21 protein-coding genes are annotated in these 21,248 nt (G+C 62.8%); 20 read left to right on the forward strand and 1 reads right to left on the reverse strand.

Annotation, left to right across the window (positions count from 1 at the left end):
* The first annotated feature begins 29 nt into the window (after window positions 1–29).
* From PIN31009_RS10795 to PIN31009_RS10830, 8 genes are all read left to right on the forward strand, one after another.
* On the forward strand, window positions 30–1,391 hold the full coding sequence (locus tag PIN31009_RS10795) for a sigma-54 dependent transcriptional regulator (RefSeq protein ID WP_150684144.1): 1,362 nt from the start codon (window positions 30–32) through the stop codon (window positions 1,389–1,391).
* Between the two features lie 741 nt (window positions 1,392–2,132).
* Window positions 2,133–2,723: a hypothetical protein gene (locus tag PIN31009_RS10800; RefSeq protein WP_150790185.1), complete on the forward strand. Its 591-nt coding sequence runs from the start codon at window positions 2,133–2,135 to the stop codon at window positions 2,721–2,723.
* A 5-nt stretch (window positions 2,724–2,728) separates the two neighbouring features.
* Window positions 2,729–3,241 (forward strand): hypothetical protein, encoded by a 513-nt coding sequence (locus tag PIN31009_RS10805; RefSeq protein WP_150684146.1) that lies wholly within the window; start codon window positions 2,729–2,731, stop codon window positions 3,239–3,241.
* Entirely contained in the window at window positions 3,238–3,894 is a 657-nt protein-coding gene (locus PIN31009_RS10810; RefSeq protein WP_246185594.1) for a hypothetical protein, read from the forward strand. The genes PIN31009_RS10805 and PIN31009_RS10810 overlap by 4 nt, the downstream gene beginning before the upstream one ends.
* Before the next feature lie 30 nt (window positions 3,895–3,924).
* Window positions 3,925–5,304 (forward strand): hypothetical protein, encoded by a 1,380-nt coding sequence (locus tag PIN31009_RS10815; protein ID WP_150684147.1) that lies wholly within the window; start codon window positions 3,925–3,927, stop codon window positions 5,302–5,304.
* 53 nt (window positions 5,305–5,357) lie between these two features.
* Window positions 5,358–6,068, forward strand: a complete 711-nt coding sequence (locus PIN31009_RS10820) for a C39 family peptidase (RefSeq protein WP_246185595.1) — start codon at window positions 5,358–5,360, stop codon at window positions 6,066–6,068.
* Between the two features lie 12 nt (window positions 6,069–6,080).
* Window positions 6,081–6,848 (forward strand): peptidase C39, encoded by a 768-nt coding sequence (locus PIN31009_RS10825; protein WP_150790186.1) that lies wholly within the window; start codon window positions 6,081–6,083, stop codon window positions 6,846–6,848.
* A gap of 515 nt (window positions 6,849–7,363) precedes the next feature.
* Complete coding sequence (locus PIN31009_RS10830; RefSeq protein ID WP_246185596.1) at window positions 7,364–8,575, forward strand: hypothetical protein; 1,212 nt, start codon at window positions 7,364–7,366, stop codon at window positions 8,573–8,575.
* A gap of 61 nt (window positions 8,576–8,636) precedes the next feature.
* Here PIN31009_RS10830 and PIN31009_RS10835 read toward each other — a convergent pair whose 3' ends face one another.
* Window positions 8,637–9,038, reverse strand: a complete 402-nt coding sequence (locus PIN31009_RS10835; RefSeq protein ID WP_150790187.1) for a hypothetical protein — start codon at window positions 9,036–9,038, stop codon at window positions 8,637–8,639.
* A 414-nt stretch (window positions 9,039–9,452) separates the two neighbouring features.
* On the opposite strand from PIN31009_RS10835, the gene PIN31009_RS28160 reads away from it, so the two are divergent.
* From PIN31009_RS28160 to rlmD, 12 genes are all read left to right on the forward strand, one after another.
* Complete coding sequence (locus PIN31009_RS28160; protein ID WP_246185597.1) at window positions 9,453–10,178, forward strand: helix-turn-helix transcriptional regulator; 726 nt, start codon at window positions 9,453–9,455, stop codon at window positions 10,176–10,178.
* 224 nt (window positions 10,179–10,402) lie between these two features.
* Window positions 10,403–11,785: a CaiB/BaiF CoA transferase family protein gene (locus tag PIN31009_RS10845; protein WP_246185598.1), complete on the forward strand. Its 1,383-nt coding sequence runs from the start codon at window positions 10,403–10,405 to the stop codon at window positions 11,783–11,785.
* A gap of 151 nt (window positions 11,786–11,936) precedes the next feature.
* Window positions 11,937–12,968: an ABC transporter substrate-binding protein gene (locus PIN31009_RS10850; protein WP_087688114.1), complete on the forward strand. Its 1,032-nt coding sequence runs from the start codon at window positions 11,937–11,939 to the stop codon at window positions 12,966–12,968.
* Window positions 12,968–13,780 carry an ABC transporter ATP-binding protein gene (locus tag PIN31009_RS10855; protein WP_150684301.1) on the forward strand — a complete coding sequence of 271 codons (813 nt, stop codon included), beginning with the start codon at window positions 12,968–12,970 and terminating at the stop codon, window positions 13,778–13,780. Before PIN31009_RS10850 ends, PIN31009_RS10855 begins: the two co-directional genes overlap by 1 nt.
* Before the next feature lie 5 nt (window positions 13,781–13,785).
* Entirely contained in the window at window positions 13,786–13,935 is a 150-nt protein-coding gene (locus tag PIN31009_RS27895) for a hypothetical protein (protein ID WP_174996061.1), read from the forward strand.
* A gap of 21 nt (window positions 13,936–13,956) precedes the next feature.
* Entirely contained in the window at window positions 13,957–14,775 is an 819-nt protein-coding gene (locus PIN31009_RS10860) for an ABC transporter permease (protein ID WP_058379263.1), read from the forward strand.
* 59 nt (window positions 14,776–14,834) lie between these two features.
* A complete protein-coding gene (surE, locus tag PIN31009_RS10865) occupies window positions 14,835–15,596 on the forward strand; it encodes a 5'/3'-nucleotidase SurE (RefSeq protein WP_150684151.1) in 762 nt (253 codons plus the stop codon).
* A gap of 41 nt (window positions 15,597–15,637) precedes the next feature.
* A complete protein-coding gene (locus tag PIN31009_RS10870) occupies window positions 15,638–16,744 on the forward strand; it encodes a protein-L-isoaspartate(D-aspartate) O-methyltransferase (protein ID WP_425495473.1) in 1,107 nt (368 codons plus the stop codon).
* 85 nt (window positions 16,745–16,829) lie between these two features.
* On the forward strand, window positions 16,830–17,615 hold the full coding sequence (locus tag PIN31009_RS10875; RefSeq protein ID WP_150790301.1) for a peptidoglycan DD-metalloendopeptidase family protein: 786 nt from the start codon (window positions 16,830–16,832) through the stop codon (window positions 17,613–17,615).
* Window positions 17,616–17,630: 15 nt separating this feature from the next.
* Window positions 17,631–18,737, forward strand: coding sequence for an RNA polymerase sigma factor RpoS (gene rpoS, locus PIN31009_RS10880; protein WP_150684153.1), 1,107 nt, complete (start codon window positions 17,631–17,633; stop codon window positions 18,735–18,737).
* 76 nt (window positions 18,738–18,813) lie between these two features.
* Window positions 18,814–19,590 carry a 3'-5' exonuclease gene (locus PIN31009_RS10885; RefSeq protein ID WP_150790189.1) on the forward strand — a complete coding sequence of 259 codons (777 nt, stop codon included), beginning with the start codon at window positions 18,814–18,816 and terminating at the stop codon, window positions 19,588–19,590.
* 70 nt (window positions 19,591–19,660) lie between these two features.
* On the forward strand, window positions 19,661–21,196 hold the full coding sequence (rlmD, locus tag PIN31009_RS10890) for a 23S rRNA (uracil(1939)-C(5))-methyltransferase RlmD (protein ID WP_281355841.1): 1,536 nt from the start codon (window positions 19,661–19,663) through the stop codon (window positions 21,194–21,196).
* Window positions 21,197–21,248 lie beyond the last annotated feature (52 nt).

The following is a 21,248-nucleotide window of genomic DNA, read 5'->3' on the forward strand; positions in this document are numbered from 1 at the left end:
CAGGCACTGCTTAGGCAGGGAGTTAAGGTATGGCTAACGATACCGGGCGCACCCTGATTTACGCTTCCCGAAAGCACAACGACGGTCTGTTGTCGTTTTTGGGCGAGCAAGGCTGGCAAGTTGTGCCGGCCAAGAGCGCCAGCGACGTCGGTCGCATTCTCAATCCCGGGGTTACCAGCGCAGCACTCATCGACCTGGCGAGCGGTTATTCCGATCGCGAGCTCGGCGCTTTCGAGTCCTGCATGCAGCCGGCGACCGTCGGCTGGGTTGCTGCCACGAATCCACAACAGCTCACGACGACGTCGGTGCGCCGGCTGATTCGCGACTATTGCTTCGACTACGTAAATGTTCCGTGCACGAACGATCAGCTCGCGCACTCGATCGGTCACGCCTGGGGCATGGCCTCGCTGTGCGAGGTGCCCGTCATCTTCACGCCGCAAGTCGGTGGCGACCAGGAAATGGTCGGCACCTGCGAGGCGATGCAACTGCTATTCCGCACCATCCGCAAAGTGGCCAACACCGACGCGCCAGTGTTTATTTCGGGCGAGTCGGGCACCGGCAAGGAACTGAGCGCGGTGGCGATTCACGAGCGCTCCTTGCGTGCCAAGGGGCCATTCGTGGCGATCAATTGCGGCGCCATTCCGCCGCACCTGATGCAATCCGAACTGTTCGGCTACGAGCGCGGCGCTTTCACAGGGGCCAACGCCCGCAAGATCGGCCGGGTGGAAGCGGCGAACGGCGGCACGCTGTTCCTCGATGAAATCGGTGACCTGCCGATCGAGAGTCAGGCGAGCCTGCTGCGCTTTCTGCAACAGGGCGCCATCGAGCGACTCGGCGGCCACGATGTCATTCCGGTGAATGTGCGGGTGATGTCCGCGACGCACGTCGACCTCGAAGAAGCCGTGAAAGAAGGGCGCTTCCGCGTCGACCTGTATCACCGCCTGTGCGTGTTGCGCGTCGACGAACCGCCGCTGCGCGCGCGTGGTCAGGACATCGAAATTCTGGCCCATCACGTGCTGCAACGTTTCAAAGGCGATAACCATCGCAAGATTCGCGGCTTCACGCAGTGTGCGGTGCAAGCCATGTATGAGTATCACTGGCCCGGCAATGTCCGTGAGCTCATCAACCGTGTTCGCCGTGCCATCGTGATGGCTGACAGCCGCATGATTTCGGCGAAAGATCTCGACCTGTTGCCGTGGGTGCCGACGCTGGTACGCACGCTCGAAGAAATTCGTACGGAAGCCGAACGAATTGCCATCGAACAGGCCTTGTTGCGTCACTGCCATCGTCTGACCGACGTGGCGGCAGAGTTGGGAATTTCGCGTATTACGCTGTATCGACTGATGTGCCGATATGGATTGCGTGGTGATGAATCGGGCGTGCCGGCCTGATATCTTCTGGCGAAGAGAGGGCGGCCGTCCTGCGTTGAGCAGGGCGGTCGTTTCTTTTTGGGCTCCTGATTACTCCCGATTCCGCCTGATGATCGGCCCGTCTTGTGCACTATCTCCCCCCAAAAAAGCAGTGGTTTTCGACGCGTACTCGTCGTTCGCGAGCCTTGCCATCGCCAATAACGACGGGGCTTGCGGGCGACTCTGACGGCGCGCGCCGTCGTACGCATTGCGTTGTCTCGAAGCGCGAGAGATTGTGCGGTGCAGTGCTGGTTCAACGTGACGTGAGCGATGTCATGGCGCGGTCACCTTGCCGTCATGTCGAGGGGTACGAAGTTTCAGCGGTTCGGGCACTACGGGTTGTCCCGCGAACACATCAAAGATGAAACATCCGGGGCGTCGGCAGGCCTCGCGTTGCCAAGCGCCGGGTGTGACGCTGCCATGTCGTTTGACGGGGAGAGGCCGATTCTGCCGCAAATCTGTCACGCAAGACCCTTGTGTATAGGGCATTTCCGAAAGACGTCGTTGACGACGCCGACATCCCTCGCGGTTCGGCATGTCTGCCGGCGACGCGGCAAGCGTGACAAAAGTGGCCGGAACCGCATGACGTATCAATGCTGAAACGTTTTCGGACACGGCGCCTGTCGCGCCCGCTGGCGAAAAATAAAAGTCTTCATGTTTTCAAGCACTTGAGCGTTGTGGCACGGAAGTCGCTTTATAGACTCGGGCAAGGAGGGCACAGCGATGCGAATTCTCACCACCGAAATGCAATACCGAGTACGACAAGGCGCAGGCGCAATGGGCGCTGCCATCGTCGTGACGCTCGGTCTGTGCGCTGCACCGGCGCAGGCGCAGGAAGCGGCCCCCGCCCTGAGCGCCCCGCGCATGCAGATTGCAATGCTCACGGGTTCCATGGTGCCGCCGTCGGCCGCCGTGACGTCTGTGACGGCCATGATGACGGCAACGCCGATCAGCGACGCTGATGTGGCGGTGTCTGCCGGCCCGGTTACCGAACAAACTGCCGCGCAAGCCCCGGCCGATGAACCGGCCGCCATTGCCGCCAGTGACGACAGCAATACGAACAGCCACAACGATGCCGGACTGAGCAAGGTACCGCTTGCCGCAGCGCGCATCGACGACGAACAACTCGGCAACCAGCGCGGCCGCAATTTGCAGGGCGGCTCGATGGTCAAGTCACCCGGCATGACACTCGCGAATGGCGTGACGCTGTGGGACGAACTGCCCGGCGCAGTGACGCCGACACCGCGTCCGCAGCAACTGTCGAACGGCGTGAACAACGTTCAGGTCACGCGTGTGACCTACACCACCCGGTGAACGACATGATCAACACTTCAGCGATGCAGGCCGGCAACGTGATCGCCACGATGCTCATGGCAATTGCCCCGGCACTGCTTCCCGCCACCGCCCGGGCCGAACCGGCCCCGCCGGGAGACATCGTGATCGAGCGCAACATCGGGCCGGAGTACGTCGGACGGCAACTGCCGCGCGTCCAGAACCCGATTGGCATCTCGGTACCGGCTTTCCCGATGGGCCCGTTCAACACCGCGATGGGCGCCGTCAATCAAGTCACCGATGGTGAATTGACCGGCCGTGCTTCGGTGGGCTTGATCTCGGGTGCCGTGCAGTCGGGCATCAATCCGGTGATGGGTGTGCTGGTGGGCAATGCCCGCGGTGGCAACGCGTTGAATTCTTCGAACGGTGTCGGTGGCGGTTTTGCCGGCGGCTCGGGCGGTGGCGGCGGTATCGGCAGCATCGGCACGCTGGTGCCGTCGGTCATCAACTCGGCCCTGGCGCCGTTGACTAGCATGGGTGCTGCGGGAGTCGCCAAATGAGCGCGTATCGCGACATTCGACGCCTGCACGGCGCACCGCTCAAGGTCGCCGTGGCCATGGTTCTCGCCGCCGGGTTTGCCGGGACGGCTTCTGCGGAAGACATCTACATCGTGAACGGCCAGCTCGCCGGCACGAGCGCAACCGTCGAAAGCGGCGTTGCGGTGGGCGTGACCGGCGCACTGACCGTGAATCAGGCGGCCGGGCTGAACAACGCGCAAGCGAACAGCGCGCTGATCGCCAACGGTGGCAGCGTGACGCTCGGCACGTCGAGTACCAATCAGGCAGCCGTCGTCACGAGCACGACAGGTGCCGCGAGCGCGGCAATTCAAGGCAACGCATTTTCAGGCACGTCCGGACTGGTGCAGGTGAACCAGGCGAGCGGTGCCGGCAATCTTCAACGCAACGCTACGGTCATTGTGATGGGCGATGCGGCTGGAGTGGCGAGCGTATCGGATACGGCACTATCCGCTGCGATCTCCAAGGGTGGCCCGGCTGGGCACGACAACCTCAACGATCAGTTCCGTACGGCATCGATTTCCGGTGACGCATTCCGGGGCGCGAGCGGGGTGGTGCAAGTGAACCAGTCGGCTGGGATAGGCAATGTAACCGCAAATGTTTTTGTGCTCCGTCCCCCGGCGGGCACAGCTTTTTAACTGGGTAACTCTCTCGTCAAGGAGATGGTCATGAAAACGAAAGCAATTGCAGCGGCTGCACTGCTGGTAGCAACGGGTACCGCTATGGCGTCACCCAATCACCAGCAATATAGCTTCTCGTTCATCGGCAATGAAACCAACGTGCTCAACCTGGTCGGCATTTTCGGTCTGGTCGGCATTCGCGGCTGCGTCACGGTGGACAATACCGGCAACGCCGTCGTGCAAAGCAACCAGAGCGTAGACGTCCACCACGTGAACCTGAAGGGGCCGCTGCTTGGCAACTACACGACGGGTCACGTGACGTATGGCGTCGACGCGAAGACCACGACGGTTTCGGATCAGGGTAGCGCTTACCTGCTGGCAGGCAAGACCACCACCCACTACGACAACTCTACGTCGTGGGTGAATGCCAGCGCTAGCGGCCATCTGAATACGAACAGTTCGTTCCAGGCCGGTGCCGGTTATGTGGCAGGGCAGTCCAGCTCGGGTTCGGGTGGCTTCATCGCAGGCGGCGGGTATCAATACTCGAACATCGCCGGCGGCGGAGGCATCATCGGTGGCGGCGTGCTGCCGTTGCCGGGCGGTCTGGCAATTTATGGCGGTTACCTCGTCGGCAACTTCGGCGCGGGTCAGGGTTCGGCTTGGGGCGGCTACGCCTACGGCCAGCAATCGCAGCAGGCTGCCGGGTTCCTGGCAGGCGGTTTCCTGAACACGCAGAAGAGCTTCGATGCCGCGTTTAATGCCGTCGTGAACCATGGCAACGCTTCAGTGGAGAGCGACTCGATCGCCGCCGGTGCGCTGTGGGGCTTCTCGAACACCTACACGGTGGCAACCACGTGGACCAAGGGCGCTATCACGTTCCATACCAACACCGCCGTCTATCAAACGATGGGTGCGACGCTGGGTGGTGGTGCACTGGCTAACGCCAACGGCAACATCGGTGTGAACGTGGCCGCAGGTGCCGACAACGCGCAGGCGAACAACGTCGCGATCGCTTCGCTCAACGCTCAGCCGGTGTATGCCTCGGCTCAAGTGTTTGCGAACCAGTCGTCGAAGGGTTCGGCCAGCCTGTCGCAGTTCTATGTCACTTCGAGCGTGGGTGATGGTGCCCTCGCCGGTGCGACCGGGAACGTCGGCGTGAACGTGGCTTCGGGTATCGGCAACGTGCAGCAAAACGGTCTGGCTGCGGCAGTCTCGCAAGGGGCAACCGGCTGGTACAAGGGCGGCGCGGCCAACTCGACGGCTCAAACCGACCAAAAGGCTGGCATGAAGGCCTCGGGCGACTTCATCGCCAATGCTTCGCTGGGCGCAGGTGCACTCGCCTGGGCTAGCGGCAACATCGGCGTGAACGTGGCTTCGGGCATCGGCAACGTCCAGAGCAACAGCCTTGCCATCTCGGCAATCAAGTAAGGTGTGCAACCGGTCCGGGGTCTCCCCGGACCGGTTTTTTCATGAGGTGTGTCATGAATGATGCGCGTCGTGCCGCAGTGAGGATCGCTACCGTTTGCGCTCTGGCGTGCGCAAGCGTGGCCGGGCACGCGCAGTATGCATCGGTGAACCTGGAGTCTTCGACTGGCGTACCGGCGGTCAAGACGATGCGTTCGTTCAAGTCGATGCACTACGTGAATCTGGTCCAGCAGGAATACGACTTCAGTTGTGGTTCCGCAGCACTGGCAACACTGCTGCGCTACGGCTACGGGATCGATATCCCCGAGCCGGAAATGATTCAGAAGATGATGGTCTTCTCCAACCCGGACACCGTCATCAAGAATGGGTTCTCGATGCTCGACATGAAGAAATTCGTCGAGACGCTCGGGCTCGAGGGGCGAGGCTTCAAGGTGGACATCAACGCGCTGTATGACCTGAAGATCCCGGTCATCGCGCTCATCGATGTCAACGGGTATCAGCATTTCGTGCTCATCAAGGCGGCCAGAGACGGGCGCATCTTCGTGTCCGACCCCGCGCTGGGCAACCGAATTATCGAGCAAGCCGATTTTGCCAAGCAGTGGAATGGCTTGGTCCTGGCGGTCATCGGCAAGCCGTTCCTGGAGGATTCTCCGCTACTCAAAGGAAACGAGTCCCTGGCGGTCAAGTTGCGCGACAGCGCCTTGACGACCGGGACGACAGCGACCCCGATGGTGGACTTCGGCATCATCCGGTCGAACCTGTTTTGAGACCAGAACATCATGAACCGTTACGTCCCGATGCTGGCCATCCCGTTCCTCGTAAGTGCCGTGCCGGCATTTGCGTCGAGCGTGGTGCCCGATAGCTGGCAGGCCGTCGGTGACGACGTGCTCGCACAAGCCACCGGCAAATACGCGCAGCAAAACATGATCACGGGCTTTCAGCTCGTGATGCAGTCGCAATGGCAAATGCCGACCGGTGCCAGCCTTGCGGCGACCGGCGTGCTCGGTGTGAGCCAGAACGCCAATCACACGGGTTATCAGGTCCAGACAGCTGCCGCCACCGGCATCATCCCCGGTCTGGTCAACGCAACGACGCCGATCACACAGGCTGCGGCGGGTGCCGCGAGCGTGCTGGTCAATGGTGTCGCACAGATCACGCAGGTGGCCGGCGACGCGAACAACGCGCTCAACAGGGCCACCATTCAGTACGCCCCGGGCGTCTCGCTGTCGATGCTGGTGCCGACCAGCGCGCAAGGGCAGAGCAACTCGCAAACCACCGTGGGCAACCTGAGCGCCAGTGTGGCGATCACCTCGGCGGGCATGCAAATTGCATTGAATACGCCCAACGGCAATCTCGGACAGAGCGTTGCCGGCGGTGCCGGTGGTGCGATGAATCAGATCATGCAGGTCGTACAGGTCGCAGGCAACGCGCAGCAGGTGATGAACACGCTGCAATTGAATCTGCAAACGAATCCGCTCACGTCGAACGCCCTTCGACAGGTCGGCGTTCAGAACGCAATGGCGAACATGGTCGCCGTGCGTCGCTGAACAAGCAGGTGGCTCTCGTCGGCACCGTAACGTTACGCATCTCGGACATTACGTAACGTTACGGCGGCAACGAGAAGCCGGCAGCGCCCGGGGCAGGTCGCGGGCGCCATGATAACCAAGGGGCAACGCCGCATGAAAGTCGATGCAGGCAGTCGATGCAGGCAGTCGATGCCGGCAACCGATGCTGAACCGCGATCGCTGCGGGGCGGATCGGTCGGCGAGCGTGGCGAACAAGAGGGTGACGTCGTCAGGGTTCGCAAGAACGCAAAACCACCTGCACGCGTCGCTCCGCAGTCGAGCAGCAAGGACAACCGTCGTTTGGAAACACGTGTTTGTTGGATTGCGCGCGGCATGTCGTCGCGAGGCGCTCGCCGCACTTTTACCCGGGGGGGATCATGAAGACTCACCGTTTTTTTCCCGTTGCCGCCATTACTTGGGGTGTACTGCTTTTCACGCTATCGGCCCAGGCTCAGGAGCATACGGACCCATCGCCGGATAACCGTCTCCAGATGTTGATGGACATGGTTGACCGGCAGCAGCGGGAAATTTCTTCTCTGAAGCAACGCCTGACCGACATCGAGATGGCGCAACGTGGTCGCGGGCTCACCGCCTGGGACACTGCGCAGATCGCGCAAGTCTCGCCCGGTGACGGCTCCGCCGCCGGCTCGGCGGGTACGCCGGGCGGTGGCGCGGCGGGCGCAGCTGGCCCGACGTCCGCCACGCCGATCGGCGAAACGCAGCAGATGCAAAAGAGCACGAGCGACTCGCAACGCACGCCGGCGGAAGAGGCGGTGGTGCAGGCGCAGCACGCACCGCTCTTCGATCGCAAGCTCACCATCGACGCCGGTATCAGCTACAGCTACTACGATCGCCGGCAACTCGTGCTGAGCGGCTTTCTCGCGCTCGATGCCATCTTTCTCGGTCAGTTGAATCTCGGCGAAACCAAAGCTAACGTGTGGACGTTCGACGTCAACACGCGCTACGGGATCAACGACCGGCTGAGCGTGGCGTTCGACGTGCCGTACCTGTATCGCAACTCCGACTTTATTTCGGGCGGGGTGGGTGGCGCGTCATCGGCGATCAGCGATATCAGCAAGAACTCGGCGAACATCGGCGACGTGAACGCGTCGTTGTATTACCAGATCGTCAAGGAATCGCAGAACTGGCCCGACATCGTCGCGTCGTTGCGTGTGACCGCGCCGACCGGTACGTCGCCGTTCGGCATCAAGCTCGGCACGCCCGACCCGACCAACAACAACCTGACCACGCCGTCGCGGCTGCCCACGGGTAACGGCATCTGGGCGTTCACGGCCGGGTTGTCGTTCCTGCGCACCTACGATCCGATCGTGTTGTTCGCGAACGTGGCTTACACCTACAACGTGGCCCGCACGTTCGACGACATCTCGACCATCGAAGGCACGACCACGCCGGCGAAGGTCAAGCTCGGCGACATCGTGCAGGTGGGCGCCGGGATGGCGTTGGCGCTCAACGATAAGACGGCCCTGTCGATTTCGTACTCGACGGCCATCTCGCGCGCCACGAAGACGGCGACGCCGGGCGGGCCCTACACCACGGTGGCGGGCAGCACGACCAACGCGGCGTCGCTCAACTTCGGTATCAACTACGCGATCGACAAGCACTGGACGGTCAACGGTTACGTCAACGCCGGGATGTCGCCGGACGCACCGAACTACGTGATCGGGGTGCGCTTCCCGTACACGTTCTGATGATGAAAAAAAGCCCGGCCGAGGTTGGCCGGGCTGTTTTGCCGGTGACGGTGTGAAGCGCTCAGCGTGGCATGCGTGACGATGTGGCGCTGATATTCAGGCTGGTTTTTTGCAGATTATTTTGCGCACTGGCAACGATGGTGCGTGGCAGATTCGACGTCGATGCCTGCGTGGGTTTCGGCGACGGGACGGGTGGAATCACTTCGTCCCACAGGCGCACGTTGTTCGCCGTTGTCATGGTCGCGTTGACTGGGGCAATCGCCGAAGCGGCGCCGCCGGACACGTTGGACACGACAAGGGTGCGTTGAGCGTTGGTCGCGCGAGTGCTGTTGAGCAAAGCATCGCTCACCGCGATCGGCACGGCGCCAACGTCCAGCGAGTCGGCATAAGCCGGTGCGGTGAAGCACGCAGCGGCCACGCAAAACATGGCAGTGCGCGTCTTGCTGACGAAGATGTGTGACATGGCGTGCCCCCCGGCCTCCGCATGCTGTTCTCGCGATATTGGCTGTATTTTATTGCGCGTTTACAGAAAGGAAAGGGGAAAAAAGTAATAGCTTGCTTTCGTTTGTTTGAGTAATTAATTTACGCAAATTGCGTTTTGTCGCGCAAAGGCAACATCGATGGGCGTCACAGGTCCGCTGGCTCGCCGTTACGCGGGCTTCACGCATAAACTGCTCGGACAACGAGGTGACGCCTGACACGTAAAACCGGATCACAAAAGACTGAAGACTTCTTCGGTTTTTTGCTGGCGGCGCGGCCGGAAAGCGGGGCCGCAGTCCGTAGAAAACATGACAAAACGGCGGGCGTCACAAAATTAGCGGTAAACGGGAAGTGGGGAACGGCGGCGCAGAGGCCGACCGGATCGACAGGGGAAACCATGCGTGTGCTGGTCGTGGGTGAGGCTGCCACCTGGCTGAGCGGCCTGCAAGTCGCGTTGCAAACCGAGGCGAACGCGACGCCACCAGTACTGCGTCACGTGGACGATGTCACGGGACAGGACTGGCTTTGGCTGCGCGAACTGCCGTCGCGGCGTGCGCTCGTGCTCGACGAGTCGATTGCACGCACACCCGCCGTCGACACCTTGTGCGCGGTGGCGAGCGAATGCACGCCGCCGGTGCCGGTGATCGTCGTCGGCGATGCGGGTTTTCCCGATGAAATCATTCGCTGGCTACAGGCCGGCGTGACGGCGTGCCTGCCATGGCCGAACTCGCTCGCGCGGATTCGTTCGGTCTTCGATATGGCCTTCTCGGGTGGCCGTTACGTGCCCGAAGAGGCGCTTTCGGCGTTGCTCGTGCTGTGGCGTCAGGAGGCGCTGGGCGAAGCGCTGCCCCTCTCGCGCATGCCCGTGTTTCCGCTCGGCGGCGATAAGGCGACGCAGTTGGCCGAGTCCGCGCTGCTGGGCATCTCGCAGCGTCAGTACGAAATTCTCGCGCTTTTGTCGCGTGGGTTATCGATCAAGACCATCTGTCAGCAACTGGTGATCTCCGAAGGCACCGCCAAGACGCATGTCTCTGCCCTGTACCGGCGGCTCGGTGCACGCAATCGCGGCGAGGCCATCTACATCGCGGCACAGCGCGGCGCGCGGCATCTCTTCGAGACGTGACCGACGCGCCCGTCCGCATCTGTCGTTCCTCATTCGCCGTCTCTAGTCTCTATTTCGTACCGCAAAACAACGTCCCCACCGGATAGTACTCATGCGGATGGCCGAGTGCGTGCACTCGCATTACCATAGGCGTTCGTTTGCCAACACGTTGGTAGCGTTGGTAGATATTGGCAGCCAATTTTTGAGGTGTCCTGCTCGCGCGCAGGGCGCTGGCGTTGACGGCAATGCCCGTCGATGAAGCACAGGAGTCCACGTTGTCCAAGTCGTTCGAAGCTTCCCGCTCACCGCAGGCCGCTCAGGCCACTACCGCTGCCGGTACGTCGTCCACTCAAACCCAACTGCCTCCCGATTCCACGGCTTCCACGGCTTCCACTGGCGCGACAGCCGCTGCTGGTGCTGCCGGCTTGCCGGGGAAGGGTGCACTCGCTGGCGTGAAGGTGCTCGAACTGGGCACGCTCATCGCGGGGCCGTTCGCCGCACGTATGCTCGGCGAGTTTGGTGCCGAAGTGATCAAGATCGAAGATCCGGAGCACGGCGACCCGTTGCGCAAGTGGCGCAAGATGCATCCCGACGCGGGCGGCACGTCGCTCTGGTGGGCCGTGCAGGCGCGCAACAAAAAGTCGGTCACGGTCAATCTCAAGGCACCGGAAGGTCAGGCCATCGTGCGCAAGCTTGCCGCGCAGGCCGACATCGTGGTCGAGAACTTTCGCCCCGGTCTGCTCGAGCGCTTCGGACTCGGTTACGAACAGCTTTCGGCCGATAACCCGGGGCTGGTGATGGTGCGGCTCTCCGGCTACGGACAGACTGGCCCGTATCGCGACCGGCCGGGCTTCGGCGCAATCGCCGAGTCGATGGGCGGCTTGCGTCATATCACGGGCTATCCCGAACTGCCGCCGCCGCGTATCGGCATCTCGATCGGCGATTCGATTGCGGCGTTGCACGGGGTGATCGGCGCGATGATGGCGCTGCATCACCGCAACGTGAACGGCGGGCGAGGGCAGGTGGTCGACGTCGCCCTGTACGAAGCCGTGTTCAATCTGATGGAGAGCGTGGTGCCCGAGTACAGCGTGGCGGGCATGGTGCGGGAGCGCACCGGTGCCTCGCTGCCGGGCATCGTGCCGTCGAACACCTACCCGTGCGCCGACGGCATGATCGTCGTCGGCGGCAACAGCGACCCGATTTTCAAACGGCTGATGCATGCCATCGGCCGCGCCGACCTCGCCGAGGATCCGGGCCTCGCGCACAACGATGGCCGCGTGCCGCGCACGCAGGAAATCGACGATGCGATTGGCGGGTGGACACGCACGCGCCCCATCGATGAAGCGCTCACCGTTTTGCAAGGGGCCGATGTGCCCGCGAGCCGAATCTACACGGTGGCCGACATGTTCCAAGACCCGCAGTTTGCTGCGCGTCAGATGATCCAGCGCTACCGGTTTCCCGATGGCACGCCGATCGATCTGCCGAACATCACGCCCAAGCTTTCCGACACGCCGGGCGAGACCCAGTGGCTCGGCCCGGCACTGGGCGAACACACGGATGAGGTGCTTGGGCAACTGGGTTATGATGCCGGGCAAATCAAGACCCTGCGCGAGAACAAGATCATCTGAGTGATCGCTGGCGCAGGATCACGGGGTGCCGTGCCGACGGTGCCGACTTTGCCCGGTATGACCGGTGCACAGTCGGACGGCTCGCGCAGGCGTCTCGTGAATAAAGCACGTCGAATAAAGAAAGAACGCTGCAACCACGGAGACAATCACCATGCAACGACGTCAGTTCGTGACGGCTCTTGCCGCCACCGGTCTGCTGAGCGCAGGCATTCGCCCGGGCTTCGCACAAGCCAAACTTGAAAAGACCAAGATCGCTATCGCCGTCGGCGGCAAGAATCTGTTCTATTACCTGCCGCTCACGATTGCCGAGCGCCTGAACTACTTCAAGGACGAAGGCCTCGACGTCGAAATCTCCGACTTCGCCGGCGGCTCGAAAGCGCTTCAGGCACTCGTCGGCGGCAGTGCCGATGTGGTCTCGGGCGCCTACGAACACACCATTCTGTTGCAGGCCAAGAACCAGTTCATCCGCGCCTTCGTGCTGCAAGGCCGTGCGCCGCAGATCGTGTTCGGCGTGTCGAACAAGACGATGCCGAACTACAAGTCGCTGGCCGATCTGCGCGGCAAGAAGATCGGTGTGACCGCGCCGGGCTCGTCGACGAACATCATGGCGAACTTCGTGCTCGCCAAGGGCGGCGTGAAGCCCAATGAAGTGGCGTTCGTCGGTGTCGGTGCCTCGTCGGGTGCGCTCGCGGCGATTCGCTCGGGCAACATCGACGCGATCGTCAACCTCGACCCGGTCATCACGATGCTGGAGCGCGATAAGGAGATCCGCGTGATCTCGGACACGCGCACGCTCAAGGAAACGGTGTCGGTGTTCGGCGGCAACATGCCCGCCGGCTGCCTCTATACGAACGAGTCGTTCATCCAGAAAAATCCGAACACCACGCAGGCCCTCACCAATGCCATGGTGCGTGCGCTGCGCTGGTTGCAGACGGCCGGCCCGTCGGACCTGATCAAGACGGTGCCCGAAGCGTATCTGCTCGGCGACCGCGCGCTGTACCTCGATGCATGGAGCCGCGTGAAGGAAGCTATCTCGCCGGACGGCATCATTCCCGCCGATGGCCCCGCGACGGCGCTGCGCACGTTGCAGGCCTTCGATGAGACCGTGAAGGGCCGCCCGATCGATCTGGCGAAGACGTTCACGAACGAGTTCACCAAGAAGGCCGACGCCAAGTACAAATGATGACTGCGCCGGCTCTGAGTTTTGACAGCATTACCTGCACGTTCGTCGCGCGCGACGACCGTCGTCAGCGCTACACGGCTGTGGCCGACACCTCGCTCGACATTGCGCCGGGCGAGTTTGTGTCGGTGGTCGGACCGACCGGTTGCGGCAAGTCGACGCTGCTCAACGTCGCGGCGGGGCTGCTGATGCCGTCGTCGGGCACGGTGAAAGTGTTCGGCGAACCGCTCACGGGGATCAACTCGCGCGCGGGCTACATGTTCCAGGCCGAAGCGCTGATGCCTTGGCGCAACGCGATCGACAACGTGACCGCCGGGCTGGAGTTTCGGGGTGTCGCGCCGGAGGAAGCGAAGGCGCGCGGCGACGAATGGCTCAAGCGCGTGGGGCTGGGCGGGTTTGGCGACCGCTATCCGCATCAGCTCTCGGGCGGCATGCGCAAGCGTGTAGCCATGGCGCAGACGCTGATTCTCGATCCGGACATCATTCTGATGGACGAACCGTTCTCGGCGCTCGACATCCAGACGCGTCAGTTGATGGAGAACGAACTGCTCGAACTGTGGGCCGCCAAGCGCCGTGCGGTGCTCTTCATCACGCACGATCTGGATGAGGCGATTGCGCTGTCCGACCGGGTGGTGGTGCTGGCCGCCGGGCCGGGCACCCATCCGATCGGGGAGTTCCGCATCGACCTGCCGCGTCCGCGCGATGTGGCGGAAATTCGGAACCTGCCGCGCTTCACCGAGCTGCATGCCCAGATTTGGGATGTGTTGCGCGAAGAAGTGTTGAAGGGTTATGCCCAACAGCTCAAGGCTGTCTGAGCGTCATGGGACAAATCGTGACCTTCCTGAGCTTCGTGAGCCACCAGATCACGTTGACGCCCCTGAACATCGGGTGCGGCTGGGTCGAGTGGTTCGACTGGATGGATTGCTTCGATTTGCCCGACGTCTTCGGCTGGTTCGATTGGCTTGTCTGATATTCCCGGAATTCGTTCGTCATGCGTAATCGTTCGATCATGCGCCATTTGCGGTTGTGGCAATGGCTGCTGCTGGTAGTGAGTTTTCTGGTCTGGTATGTGCTGACCAGCCCCACCTTGTTGCCGGCGTTCTACTTCGATAGTCCCGACAAGGCCGCCTTCTTCTTCGGGGAACCGCAGAAGGTGCTGTGGCAGATCTGGCAGTGGTTCGCCAGCGGGGAAATCTATCTTCACCTCGGGGTGACCTTGCTCGAGACTGTGCTCGCGTTTGCCATCGGTACGGTGGCCGGGCTGGCGGTGGGGCTGTGGCTCGCGCTCTCGCCCGCGGCCGGGGCGTTGCTCGACCCGTATATCAAGGCCGCCAACTCGATGCCGCGCGTGATTCTCGCGCCGATCTTCGGGGTCTGGTTCGGGCTCGGTATCTGGTCGAAGGTGGCACTGGGCGTCACGCTGGTGTTCTTCATCGTGTTCTTCAACGTCTATCAGGGCGTGAAGGAAGTCAGCCCGGTGGTGCTCGCCAATGCGCGCATGTTGGGTGCGAACCAGCGTCAGTTGCTGCGCCGGGTGTATCTGCCGAGCGCGACGAGTTGGGTGTTCTCCAGCTTGCACAACTCGGTGGGCCTCGCGTTCGTCGGTGCCGTCGTCGGTGAGTATCTGGGGTCGGCGCGTGGCGTGGGCTACCTGATTCTGCAAGCCGAAGGCACGTTCGACATCAACGCCGTGATCGCTGGGGTGTTGATTCTGACGGCGTTCGCGCTGGTGCTCGACGGGCTCGTCGGTGTGGTGGAGAAGCGATTGCTGGTCTGGCAGCCGCAGGCGGGCGAGACCGAGAAGATGTAGGCATCCGACGCCTCGTGAGCGTCATATCCGGGGACCTTTCCTCGGTTACAATTGCCTTCATGCGAATCCTGCTCAGCAACGACGATGGGTATCAGGCGCCAGGCCTGGCCGCGCTTTACGAAGCGCTGGCCCCGCTTGGCGACATTACCGTGGTGGCGCCCGAACAGAACTGTAGCGGTGCGTCCAATTCTCTGACCCTCCAACGACCGCTGTCGGTCTTCAAAGGCAGCAACGGGTTCACTTTCATCAACGGCACGCCGACCGATTGTGTTCACGTTGCGCTGACCGGGCTGCTCGACGAGCGGCCCGACATCGTGGTCTCCGGCATCAACAACGGCCAGAACATGGGCGAAGACACGCTTTATTCCGGCACTGTCGCGGCGGCCACCGAAGGCTTTCTCTTCGGTATCCCGTCGTTCGCCTTCTCTCAGGTGCATAAGGGCTGGGATCACCTCGACAGCGCCGCACGCGTGGCGCGCGACGTGATCGAGCGCTATATGGAGCGGCCGCTTGGCGCGCCGATTCTCCTTAACGTCAATATTCCGAATTTGCCGTATGAGCAGCTCAAGGGCGCGCAAGCGACGCGTCTTGGCAAGCGGCATCAGTCGCAGCCGGTGATCCGTCAGGAAAGCCCGCGCGGCGAAACCATCTACTGGATCGGCCCGGCCGGCGACGCGCGCGATAGCAGCGAAGGCACCGATTTTCACGCCGTGGCGCACGATTACGTCTCGGTCACCCCCTTGCAACTGGATCTCACGCATAACGCACGACTCGGTGTCGTGCATGACTGGCTGGCCAGCGCAGGGGTGGCCGGACAATGACGACACCGCCGAAGCGTTTTCCCCTTCCTCTGTCCGAAGTCATGACCCGTCGCCAACGCAAGGCGCCGGTGCTCGACAAGGCATCGCGGGCAAGCCCTGCCGGTGCGCCGCCCGCCGCGATGACGCGCGCGGCGGCGACACCGGCAAAGCCCACGGCACCGGTAACACCGGTAGCGTCGGTAGCATCGGGCAAGCCCGCGACAGGGAAGACCGCTTCGGCCAGTCACACGCCGAATTCGCATCACGGGTTGCGCCCGGCGGCGACGCCGATGGCAGGCGCGTCGGCGCGGCCGGCAGGCTCGACGGCGCCGCGCCCCGTCACGCCGAAAGGGCTGGCACGGCCGGCCAGTGCACCGCACGCACAGCCTGCGCCTCACGGGGCCGGGCAACCGGTGAAATCGGCGCCACGCCCGGTGCAAGGCAAAGCGCCTGCCGCGCCGGTGAAAGTTTCGACAGGCAACACCACGCGTCATGCGAAGCCGGCGCCAGTCCCTTCACCGGATGGCATTGGCCTCACCTCGGAGCGCGTGCGGGGCCGGATGGCTGAACGCGTCGCCGCATCGGGCGTCAAACACGCGGGTGTGCTGGCGGCGCTCGCGACAGTGCCGCGTCACGGCTTTGTCGACGCCGGTCTGGCCAATCAGGCCTATGAAGATGCGGCGTTGCCGATCGGCCACGGTCAGACGATTTCGAAGCCATCGGTGGTCGGGCGCATGATCGAGCTGCTGCTCGCGAGTGGCCGTCCGCTGGAGAAGGTGCTGGAAATCGGCACCGGTTGCGGTTATCAGGCGGCGGTGCTGTCGTGTGTGGCGCGCGACGTCTACTCGATCGAGCGGGTGCGTCCGCTGCATGAGCGCGCGAAAGCCAACCTGCGGCCGCTGCGTGTGCCGAACATCCGGTTGCACTACGGCGATGGCCGGCTCGGTCTGCCGGCCGTGGCGCCGTTCGACGGTATTGTGATCGCCGCCGCCGGACTCGAAATTCCGGATGCGCTGCTCGATCAGCTCGCCGTCGGCGCACGTCTCGTTGCCCCAGTGGGCGGCGAGCAACAGATTTTGACCCTCATCGAGCGTGTCGGTACGCGCCAGTGGCGCGAGACGCAGCTTGATAGGGTGTTATTCGTCCCCTTAAAATCGGGCATCATCTAAGCCCGTCGGGCCTATTCTGCGGAGGAATTGAGTGAATTTGCGAGCGGGTATTCAACAACGCGTCGCCAGTGTTCTGTTGCTGAGCATGCTGGCAGCATGCGCATCGCGACAGGTCGGCGCACCGGTCGTTGACCGTACCGTAGGCGGTACGACGACCGACAGCAGCGTGGCGGGGGCTCCCGTCATCGACAATACGCCGGTGCCACCGGGCTTCTACCGCGTCAAACCGGGTGATCGTCTTTATCGGATCGCACTGGAAAACGGTCAGAACTATCGCGATATCGCGCGCTGGAACAACATTCAGAATCCCGACCAGATCGAAGTCGGTCAGGTGCTGCGTGTGAAGCCGCCTGCGGGCGATACCGGCACGCCGCTGCCGGCGCCGATCGGCAGCACGCCGTCGACCGCGACGACGAGCCCCAACCCGGCTTCGGTGCCGCCTGCGGTGGTGCCGCCGCCGAGCAGTTCGGCAGCATCGGCCGCACCGAGCGCAGTGTCGAGCGGTGATCTGGCGCTGTCGTGGCCGGCCAAGGGCAGTGTGGTCGGCCGGTTCGATGACTCGAAGAACAAGGGATTGAATATCGCGGGCAATGTCGGCGATCCGGTGTATGCCGCCGGTGCGGGCAAAGTGGTGTACTCGGGGGCCGGTCTGCGCGGTTACGGCAACCTAGTGATCATCAAGCACGACTCGACCTTCTTGACGGCGTATGCGCACAACCGCACACTGTTGGTCAAGGAAGGCGACAGCGTCACGCGCGGTCAGAAAATTGCCGAAATGGGCAACTCCGATGCCGATCGTGTCATGTTGCATTTCGAGGTGCGCCGTGATGGCAAACCTGTGGATCCGATGAAGTATTTGCCGCCTCAATAAACAAGGCAGGGTCGAATGCTCAAGAGAAAGCGTCGTACTTCGCAAGAGGAAGACCTCGCTGCCCCGGAGCCCGATCAGGAAGTCGACGATCGGCAATCCCGGCAGGAAGAGGACGTGGACGACGCTTTCGACGAGCGCGAGGCGGAGGAGGATGACGCCCCGTCATCCGACGAAGAAGGCAGTGGCGAGGGCAGCAGTGAGACATCGTCGGGCGGACGCAAGCGCAAAGCTGCCGATGGCGACGATTTCGGCACGGTGCTTCAGGCCGAACTCACTGCCGATACCGTCCAGCACTATCTCAATCGCATCAGCGTCAAGCCGCTGCTCACGCCCGCCGAGGAACTCGATTACTCGACGCGTGCGCAAGCCGGCGAGTTTGCCGCGCGGCAGGTGATGATCGAGCGCAATCTGCGCTTGGTCGTCAGCATCGCCAAAGGCTATCTCAATCGCGGCGTGCCGCTGCTCGATCTCATCGAAGAGGGCAATCTCGGCCTCATGCATGCGATCGAGAAGTTCGACCCGGGCCGCGGCTTCCGCTTCTCGACTTACGCCACGTGGTGGATTCGCCAGAGCATCGAGCGGGCCATCATGAATCAGGCGCGCACCGTGCGCTTGCCGGTGCACGTGATTCGAGAACTCAATCAGGTGCTGCGCGCCAAGCGCCATCTGGAGAAGAGCGCGGCTTATGTCGACGGCGGCGAGCAACGTGACGCGAGCATCGAAGACATTGCCGATCTGACCGGCAAGACGCCCGACGAAATTACCGACATTCTGGCGCTCAACGAGCATGTGGCCTCGCTCGATGCGCCGCTCGAGATCGATCCCGGCAGCAGCCTGCTAGATCTGCTGTCCGACGATCACGGTGTGGCACCCGAGCAGGAAGTGCAGCATCGCGAGCTGGAAGATCTGATGCGGTTGTGGTTGTCGAGGCTGTCGACCAAACATCGCTATGTGATCGAGCGCCGCTTCGGCCTCAATCGCGTTGAACCCGCCACGCTCGAAGAGCTCGCCGACGAAATGGGGCTGACCCGCGAGCGCGTGCGTCAGATTCAGCAGGAGGCGCTCGTCAAGCTCAAGCGTTACTTCGCGTCGAACGGCGTGCGCAAGGACGCGGTGCTCTGAGTCGCTGGTGAGGGCGGCGCTGCCGGTCGTCGCGTAATGTGCGGCGGCCTTTTCTATTTCTTTCCCGATTTTCATCATGGCATCTCCCGTACTCGTCTTCGATATTGAAACGATCCCCGACGTCGACGGTTTGCGCCGACTCGACCCGGCTTACGCCGGCATGACCGACGACGCCGTGGCCGAAGCCGCGTTCGCCGCCCGGCGTGCCAAGGTCGGACACGATTTTCTGCCATTGCATCTGCATCGCATCGCCGCCATTTCGTGCGTCTTTCGCGACCGCGACGGCTTTCGCGTGAAGTCGCTCGGCACGCTCGAAGACGGCGAGGCGGCGCTGGTGTCGGGCTTTTATCGCACCATCGAGAAGTACGCGCCGCAACTGGTGTCGTGGAACGGCGGCGGTTTCGATCTGCCCGTGCTGCATTACCGAGCGATGATTCACGGCGTCGCCGCGCCGCGGTATTGGGACATGGGCGAAGACGACCGCGAGTTCAAGTGGAATAACTACATCAGCCGCTATCACCAGCGCCATCTCGACCTGATGGACCTGCTGGCGATGTATCAGGCGCGTGCCAATGCGCCGCTCGACGATCTGGCAAAGCTGTGCGGATTTCCCGGCAAGCTGGGCATGGACGGCAGCAAGGTGTGGGAAGCCTATCGCGACGGCAAGCTCGAAGAGATCCGCAATTACTGCGAGACCGACGTCGTGAACACGTATCTGGTGTACTGCCGTTTTCAGTTGATGCGCGGTGGTCTGCGTCAGGCGGAATACGAGCAGGAAATCGAGTTCGTGAAGCGCTCGCTCGGCGACGAGGCGGCACCGCACTGGAAGGAATATCTCGACGCGTGGATTTGATGCGACAAGTGGGAAGGCGGGCGCGAATCGATTAAAATGCCGGGTTTGCTGTCGCCATGAGAACAAAGACGTGACCCGCTCCTCCCGAAACTCCTCGCGCGGCCGGCCGAGTGCCGAGCCCGGCATCATCGATATCGAATCGCTCGACATGGAAGCGCGCGGCGTTGGCCGCACCGCGCCCGAAGGTGAGCCTGGCACGCCGGAATACAAGCCCGGCAAGGTCATCTTCGTCGAAGGTGCGCTGCCCGGGGAGCGCGTCAAATACCTGAGCTATCGCCGCAAGCCCAAGTTCGAACAAGCCGAAACGCTGGAAGTGCTGCGTTCCAGCTCGATGCGCGCCCAGCCGCAATGCCCGCATTTCGGCAAGTGTGGCGGCTGTTCGATGCAGCATCTTGAGCCGCGCGCCCAGATCGCCATCAAGCAACGCGTGCTCGAAGACAATCTCGCCCGTCTGGGCAAGGTCAAGGCCGAGACGATGCTGCGCCCGATTCAGGGGCCGGACTGGGGCTATCGCTTTCGCGCCCGCCTGACGGTGCGCTACGTGCCCAAGAAGGGCGGCGTGCTGATCGGTTTCCATGAACGCAAGAGCAGTTACGTCGCCGATATGGATTCGTGCGAAGTGCTGCCGCGCCGTATTTCCGACATGCTGGTGCCGCTGCGCCGGTTGGTGGAGTCGCTGTCGATTCGCGAGCGCCTGCCGCAGATCGAACTGGCTATCGGTGCCGATGTGACGGCCCTCGTGCTGCGCATTCTCGAACCGCTCACGCCGGCGGACGAAGATATTCTGCGCACGTTTGCCGATGCGAACGCGGTCCAGTTCTGGTTGCAGACCAAGGGGCCCGACACCGCCGTGCCGTTCTATCCGCTCGAGCCGGAGTTGCACTACACGCTGCCGGAATATCAGATCCGGATGCCGTTCAAGCCGACGGACTTCACACAGGTCAATCACCAGATCAATCGCGTGCTGGTGCACCGTGCGCTGCGACTGCTTGCACCCGAGTCGACCGAGCGCGTGCTCGATCTGTTCTGCGGTCTGGGCAACTTCACGCTGCCGCTCGCGCGTCGTGCCGGCACGGTCATGGGCATCGAGGGCAGCACGGCGCTGACCGAGCGCGCCCTCGCCAATGCCGAGCGTAACGGTGTCGCGGCGCACACGGAATTCGCCTGCCGCAATCTGTTCGACATCACGGCGGAGGATATCCGCGCACTGGGCGCCTTCGATCGCTACCTGATCGATCCGCCGCGCGAAGGTGCACTCGCGGTGTCGAAGGCGCTCGCCGAACTGGCGCAGCAAGGCTACGAAGGGCTGCCGAAGCGCATCGTCTATGTGTCGTGCAGCCCGGCAACGCTGGCGCGCGATGCGGGCCTGCTGGTGCACGAAGCGGGCTATCGCCTGACGCAGGCGGGCGTGGTGAACATGTTCCCGCACACGTCGCACGTGGAGTCGATGGCGGTGTTCGAGCATGAAAGCATCGGTCAGCCGTGGGTGCCGCGCGTGCGCGTATCCGAGGTCGATCCCGAGGCGCAGGCCGGCGAAGCCGACGAGGGTGTGGAAGCCATCGCCGGTGTGGCAGACGGTGAGGGCGTGATTCACGAAGACGCCTGATCCGGTCCCCGGTTCAGCCAAAGAAAAAGCCAGTCCCGAGGGACTGGCTTTT

Origin of the sequence: Pandoraea iniqua (genome assembly GCF_902459685.1) — a bacterium.
GTDB classification, from domain to species: domain Bacteria; phylum Pseudomonadota; class Gammaproteobacteria; order Burkholderiales; family Burkholderiaceae; genus Pandoraea; species Pandoraea iniqua.

Excerpts from the sequence above, each read along its gene's own strand:
- PIN31009_RS10835 (WP_150790187.1), bottom strand. The coding sequence starts at position 9,038 with ATGTCACACATCTTCGTCAGCAAGACGCGCACTGCCATGTTTTGCGTG.
- PIN31009_RS10825 (WP_150790186.1), top strand. The coding sequence starts at position 6,081 with ATGAACCGTTACGTCCCGATGCTGGCCATCCCGTTCCTCGTAAGTGCC.
- PIN31009_RS10860 (WP_058379263.1), top strand. The coding sequence starts at position 13,957 with ATGCGTAATCGTTCGATCATGCGCCATTTGCGGTTGTGGCAATGGCTG.
- PIN31009_RS27895 (WP_174996061.1), top strand. The coding sequence starts at position 13,786 with ATGGGACAAATCGTGACCTTCCTGAGCTTCGTGAGCCACCAGATCACG.
- PIN31009_RS10870 (WP_425495473.1), top strand. The coding sequence starts at position 15,638 with ATGACCCGTCGCCAACGCAAGGCGCCGGTGCTCGACAAGGCATCGCGG.
- PIN31009_RS10815 (WP_150684147.1), top strand. The coding sequence starts at position 3,925 with ATGAAAACGAAAGCAATTGCAGCGGCTGCACTGCTGGTAGCAACGGGT.
- PIN31009_RS10810 (WP_246185594.1), top strand. The coding sequence starts at position 3,238 with ATGAGCGCGTATCGCGACATTCGACGCCTGCACGGCGCACCGCTCAAG.
- rpoS (WP_150684153.1), top strand. The coding sequence starts at position 17,631 with ATGCTCAAGAGAAAGCGTCGTACTTCGCAAGAGGAAGACCTCGCTGCC.
- PIN31009_RS10795 (WP_150684144.1), top strand. The coding sequence starts at position 30 with ATGGCTAACGATACCGGGCGCACCCTGATTTACGCTTCCCGAAAGCAC.
- PIN31009_RS10820 (WP_246185595.1), top strand. The coding sequence starts at position 5,358 with ATGAATGATGCGCGTCGTGCCGCAGTGAGGATCGCTACCGTTTGCGCT.
- PIN31009_RS10855 (WP_150684301.1), top strand. The coding sequence starts at position 12,968 with ATGACTGCGCCGGCTCTGAGTTTTGACAGCATTACCTGCACGTTCGTC.
- PIN31009_RS28160 (WP_246185597.1), top strand. The coding sequence starts at position 9,453 with ATGCGTGTGCTGGTCGTGGGTGAGGCTGCCACCTGGCTGAGCGGCCTG.
- PIN31009_RS10875 (WP_150790301.1), top strand. The coding sequence starts at position 16,830 with ATGCTGGCAGCATGCGCATCGCGACAGGTCGGCGCACCGGTCGTTGAC.
- PIN31009_RS10805 (WP_150684146.1), top strand. The coding sequence starts at position 2,729 with ATGATCAACACTTCAGCGATGCAGGCCGGCAACGTGATCGCCACGATG.
- PIN31009_RS10885 (WP_150790189.1), top strand. The coding sequence starts at position 18,814 with ATGGCATCTCCCGTACTCGTCTTCGATATTGAAACGATCCCCGACGTC.
- surE (WP_150684151.1), top strand. The coding sequence starts at position 14,835 with ATGCGAATCCTGCTCAGCAACGACGATGGGTATCAGGCGCCAGGCCTG.
- PIN31009_RS10800 (WP_150790185.1), top strand. The coding sequence starts at position 2,133 with ATGCGAATTCTCACCACCGAAATGCAATACCGAGTACGACAAGGCGCA.
- PIN31009_RS10830 (WP_246185596.1), top strand. The coding sequence starts at position 7,364 with ATGGACATGGTTGACCGGCAGCAGCGGGAAATTTCTTCTCTGAAGCAA.
- PIN31009_RS10850 (WP_087688114.1), top strand. The coding sequence starts at position 11,937 with ATGCAACGACGTCAGTTCGTGACGGCTCTTGCCGCCACCGGTCTGCTG.
- PIN31009_RS10845 (WP_246185598.1), top strand. The coding sequence starts at position 10,403 with ATGCCCGTCGATGAAGCACAGGAGTCCACGTTGTCCAAGTCGTTCGAA.